Source organism: Achromobacter pulmonis (assembly GCF_002885955.2).
GTDB classification, from domain to species: Bacteria; Pseudomonadota; Gammaproteobacteria; order Burkholderiales; family Burkholderiaceae_B; genus Achromobacter; species Achromobacter pulmonis_A.
In genome coordinates, this window is record NZ_POQS01000029.1 from 1 (window position 1) to 4,291 (window position 4,291).

The following is a 4,291-nucleotide window of genomic DNA, read 5'->3' on the forward strand; positions in this document are numbered from 1 at the left end:
CGAGACCTGGGCGCCGTTCATGGTCTGCCCTGCGCAGTCGTCGGCAGCGATGGCGGGGCGGCCCGCTCGGTGCGGTACTCGCCAGTCAGTTCGGAGAGGTCGCGTGGCTGGGCGCGCGACGGTGTGAGATGGGCCAGGATGCCAGCGCGGACACGCTCAAGGTCAGCCAGTAGTCGCGGGTAATCGAAGTGGTAGCGCTCGCCCGGTGTGATGGGGGTATGCGTCGCGCTATCTGCGACGGTGCGCTCCAGCGCGTCGAGCTGGAGCAGCGCGGCAACCAGCTCCTGACGCTGCATCGGGGATTCGCCCAACGCCATCGAAGACTGCCCCATCAGTAGGGCCGTCACGAGAAAAGTGGGCACGCCGCGATGCGCGGCGCGCAGCCAGATCGGAGCCAACATCGCGCCATTCCTGTGTGATCAGCAATGGCTTGATCGTGGCGATCAGAGGCGTATCAGGCTGCAAACAATAAGAACCTGCGGATGACCGGATTGATCGCTTAGAGATACTTCTTGAAGCTCCCTGCAGTCAGGCTCACGGCCAGTCCCAGCAAGGCCGCGCTCGGCAGCAGGATCAGCAGCGGATGTACCGAGATCGGCAAGGCCAGGTACGTGACCCAGGGCAGCACGGCCAGCGGCATCAGACTGGCTTTTGCTCGGTGGTAGATAAAACCGGATTCGCGGCCCGCCCCGAACCGGCGTACATCGCGGCGCACCAAGCCGTCGATCAAACCGACAAATGCCGCCGTGAAAATCAGCGGCAGCGTGAGCGCCAGGACCAACAAGCGCACCAAAAAAGTGAGTGTGGTGAAGGCGGCGGCGATCAGGTAGCTCTCGGTCCAGACATAGACCTGGCTGATGAAGTAACGGAAGTTCCGCGCCTGTCCTTGGCTGGGCGCACGGGCGCGCTCTGCGGTCTGGCTCATTTGCTCCAGCAGCCCTGATCGCACGAATACCCATTCATAACCGGTATCCACCAGCGCATGCGCCGTGCGCCCCGGCTCCTGCACGACCACGCTGCGCGTGAAGTGCTCGGACAGGTGCCCCAACTCGTACTGCAACATCTGCTGGGAGTGCTGCCAGCCCTGGTCTTTCCAGAACAGGTGCATGCCGATGCACTCCATCAGGATCGAGAACAGCAGCGAGCCAACCAGTACCCCGAGCAGCCGGAACGGCAAGGTGATGGTGCCGACGATCAGGCCCTGGCGGCGGTTCTGCTCGCGCTGCGCAGTGGCTGCAGCATCGCTCATGGCGCGGTCTCTTCGTTGGCCGTGCCGCCCGTGTCGGTGATGGGTGTGGCGTTGGCCGCCTCATCGAGCAGGTCGTCCGGCAAGGCCGCGTCCTGCAAGACCGGGGAGCTGGTGAATTCCCACCACTGCGTGGCCTCGCTGTAGCTCTGACGCATGTGCCCAGCCAGTTGTTGCAAGTCCTCCGGCATCACTTCATCCGGGTCGGGCGCCGGCAACGGCATGCGCACCTTCCAAAGCTGGCCACCCTGCAGCAGCGCGAAACACTGGCCTTTGGGCAGGCCGACGACGTGCGATGGCTCGATCATCGGCACGCTGGACATGCTGATGCGGTCTTGGGTGTTCGACGTAAAGTCCGTTGCGCCGCGAATGTCCGAGCTGTCGGTCGCGCCGCTGACGATGGTGGTCGTATAGACCTCGACCTTCGGCAATTGCCGGGTCAGCAATTCAGCGGTAACCGTCTCGCGCACGCGCAGCATGAACAGGTTGTTGAAGTTGCCGATCACCTGACCGGCCTTCGCCCGGTTGCCGATGCGGGCTTCGATGTCCGAGAGGGTCTGCGTGTACGCGGTGACTTGCAGTCCAGCGCCACCGCCCTTGTTGATGAGCGGAATGAACTCGTCACCCATCAATTCATTGAACTCGTCCGCATGCACGTTGATCGGCACGCGCGCACCAGCCGATGCACCCGGCAGTCCATCGTCGATCCCGTGCTTGTAGATGTGGCCTGCGACCGAAACCAGGTCGGAGAACATCGAATTGCCGACCGCCGCGGCGACCTCGGCATCGGACAGCGCATCCAGGCCCACATAGACGACGGCTCGCTTCCTGATCACCTGCATCCAGTCGAAGATCGGCCGTGGGTCGGCCAGGTCGGAGTAGTTCGGCGCCAGGAGCTGGGCGATCTTGCCGCTGGTGAGCTTTTCCAGCAGCGGCAGAAGCGATGCAACGATCTTGTCGAAGTAGGTCTTGTCGTAGCGGACCGCCGAGCGCAGCCCGTCGAGCACCGGGTCGTAGTTGCGCGCCTGGGAGAGGTACTGCTCCAGCGCCACCACGCGCTTCTCGCGCCCGATCATGTTCCTTGGGATGTTCTTCTCGTTGAGCTTGGCCTCGATCTGGACGATCACCTCCCAGGCCTTGGGCTCCGTCTTGGCGAAGTAGTGCTGGGCGTACTCGATGAACAGCGCGTCGATGTTGATGACGTGGCGCTGGATCAGCATGTAGTCCGGGCGCTGCCCCAGTTCCACCAGGGCGCGGGCGATGATGTTCACGAAGCGCCATGCGAACTCGCGGAACGCCGCGCTGTTGCCTTCGCCGGAGAGCTGCCCCGCCACCCGGGTCGCCACTTCGCTGATGCGGCCGAAGCGGCCCACCGCGTTGTAGCGTGCCGAAATGTCCGGCCAGCCCAAGTGGAAGACGTAGAACTCGCCTTCGCGGCCAGCGCGCTGGGCTTCGACGTACATCCGCTTCAAGAGATCGGCATCCCCCTTGGGATCGATGACGATGACGACCTCATGCTCGCCGGCAGCATTCCTGCGGCGGATGTCCTGCGTGACGAACAACTCGGCCAGGCGCGTTTTGCCCACCCGCGTGGTGCCCAGCACCAGCGAGTGGCCGACGCGCTCGCCCAGCGGCAGGCTGACATCCACCTCGTCGGGTTCGATGCCGTGCAGGCGCGGCAGGCCACCGACAGGCGGCAACGGGCGCACGGGGTTGAAAGGCACGTCCCAGCCCGTGAGCGCGGGCAGCCGGGACAGCGGGAATGGCGCGAACTCCAGCCGCTCCTCCAGGCGCCTGGCCAGCCGGTAGGCCGGCGTCGGCTCGACGTACCGCCGGAACTCCGGCCGGTACGTCTGCATCAGCCTATGGGTGTGCTTCTGCTCCCAGAGGAACCCGCGCCCCACGAACAGCCGCTGCTGGCTGACCGGCACGTCCTTGCTCGTCATCACGTAGCGCGGCAAGCGGCGGATGTTGCGCCGGTAGCGCAGGATGACACGGGCATCGCGGTAGCGGATCGCGCCGTAGGCGCCGAACGCCAAGGCGCTGCCGATGCCCATGGCCGGGCTCAGCGCGAGCGACCATGGGGCCACCAGGCACAGAAACGCGGCGCCTGCACACGCCGCGACGGTGTATAGCTCCACCGCTGGGCGTAGCAGAACCTCGACCGGCTGTTTGCCCGACATGGCTTCATTGCTCGATGCCGGTGGCCGTGATCAGCGCCGGGTAGTGCCGCAGGCCCAGGCGATCGGCCAGGTCGTCGCCGGCCACGGGCGCGAGCGGTACGCCCGGCACCAGGGCGCGCAGCCGCGCCAGGCCCTGCGCGGTCTCGACGTTGACGACCAGGCCGACCGCGCCACGTTCGCGCAAAGCGGCGGCGCGGCGCTGCAACCAGGCCCGGGAAGCCTCGTCGTCGCCGATGACCACGAACGGCCGCAGGCCGGGCGCTTCAATCACACGCCGCGCGACGGTGCCAGGCGTGAGCTTGGCACTGCGCACCGGCAACATCGCGGCCTCGTCCATGGGCGTGGCGGGCACCGGGAGCATTGGGATGGGCGGTCGGGCCGGCGCATCGGCGCGCGGCTGAAGGTTCAGAGCCTCGTAGTACGGCAGCGCCGACGCGCCGCCACGGTCTTCGACCACGATCAGCGGCTCGCCGGCACGCGAGGCCAGCGGCAGAGCCGCCAGCAGCACGAGCAGGCCCTTCAGCGTGAGGTTGGTCAGAGGGAACTTCGTCATGGGGATCTCTCCTGGTGCACGGCGAGGGCCGCAGCGGTTGGATGCGTGCCCTGCACCCGGGCAAGATGGCGCGACACGCTACGCCGGTAACGGGCGGCAGGTTCTCCGCCCGCAGGACGGTGGTAGCGACCGATCGCCAGCAACCAGTCCTCGCCAGCGGTGTGCTGCTCCTTCAGGATTTCAGCGGCGATGGCGAGGTTGCGGTATGGGTCGAGCAGGTCGCACGGACTGACGTAGCGCTGCTGGTGATAGCCGAGGTTGATCTGGCCCAGGCCCGCGTCGATGCGTGTGTGCGGCGTGGCGCGCATC

4 protein-coding genes and 1 pseudogene are annotated in these 4,291 nt (G+C 66.2%); all 5 read right to left on the minus strand.

Annotated features, from left to right (window positions below; genetic code table 11):
• Positions 1-17 precede the first annotated feature (17 nt).
• Positions 18-401, minus strand: a complete 384-nt coding sequence (locus C1I89_RS33485) for an RAQPRD family integrative conjugative element protein (RefSeq protein ID WP_023112359.1) — start codon at positions 399-401, stop codon at positions 18-20.
• A gap of 98 nt (positions 402-499) precedes the next feature.
• Entirely contained in the window at positions 500-1,249 is a 750-nt protein-coding gene (locus C1I89_RS33490) for a TIGR03747 family integrating conjugative element membrane protein (RefSeq protein ID WP_023112358.1), read from the minus strand.
• Entirely contained in the window at positions 1,246-3,429 is a 2,184-nt protein-coding gene (gene traD, locus C1I89_RS33495; RefSeq protein ID WP_102776407.1) for a type IV conjugative transfer system coupling protein TraD, read from the minus strand. The genes C1I89_RS33490 and traD overlap by 4 nt, the downstream gene beginning before the upstream one ends.
• Positions 3,430-3,433: 4 nt before the next feature.
• Positions 3,434-3,982 (minus strand): integrating conjugative element protein, encoded by a 549-nt coding sequence (locus C1I89_RS33500; protein WP_102774190.1) that lies wholly within the window; start codon positions 3,980-3,982, stop codon positions 3,434-3,436.
• Positions 3,979-4,291: pseudogene (locus C1I89_RS33505) on the minus strand (lytic transglycosylase domain-containing protein); the annotation flags it as partial. The gene C1I89_RS33500 and the pseudogene C1I89_RS33505, both read right to left, overlap by 4 nt.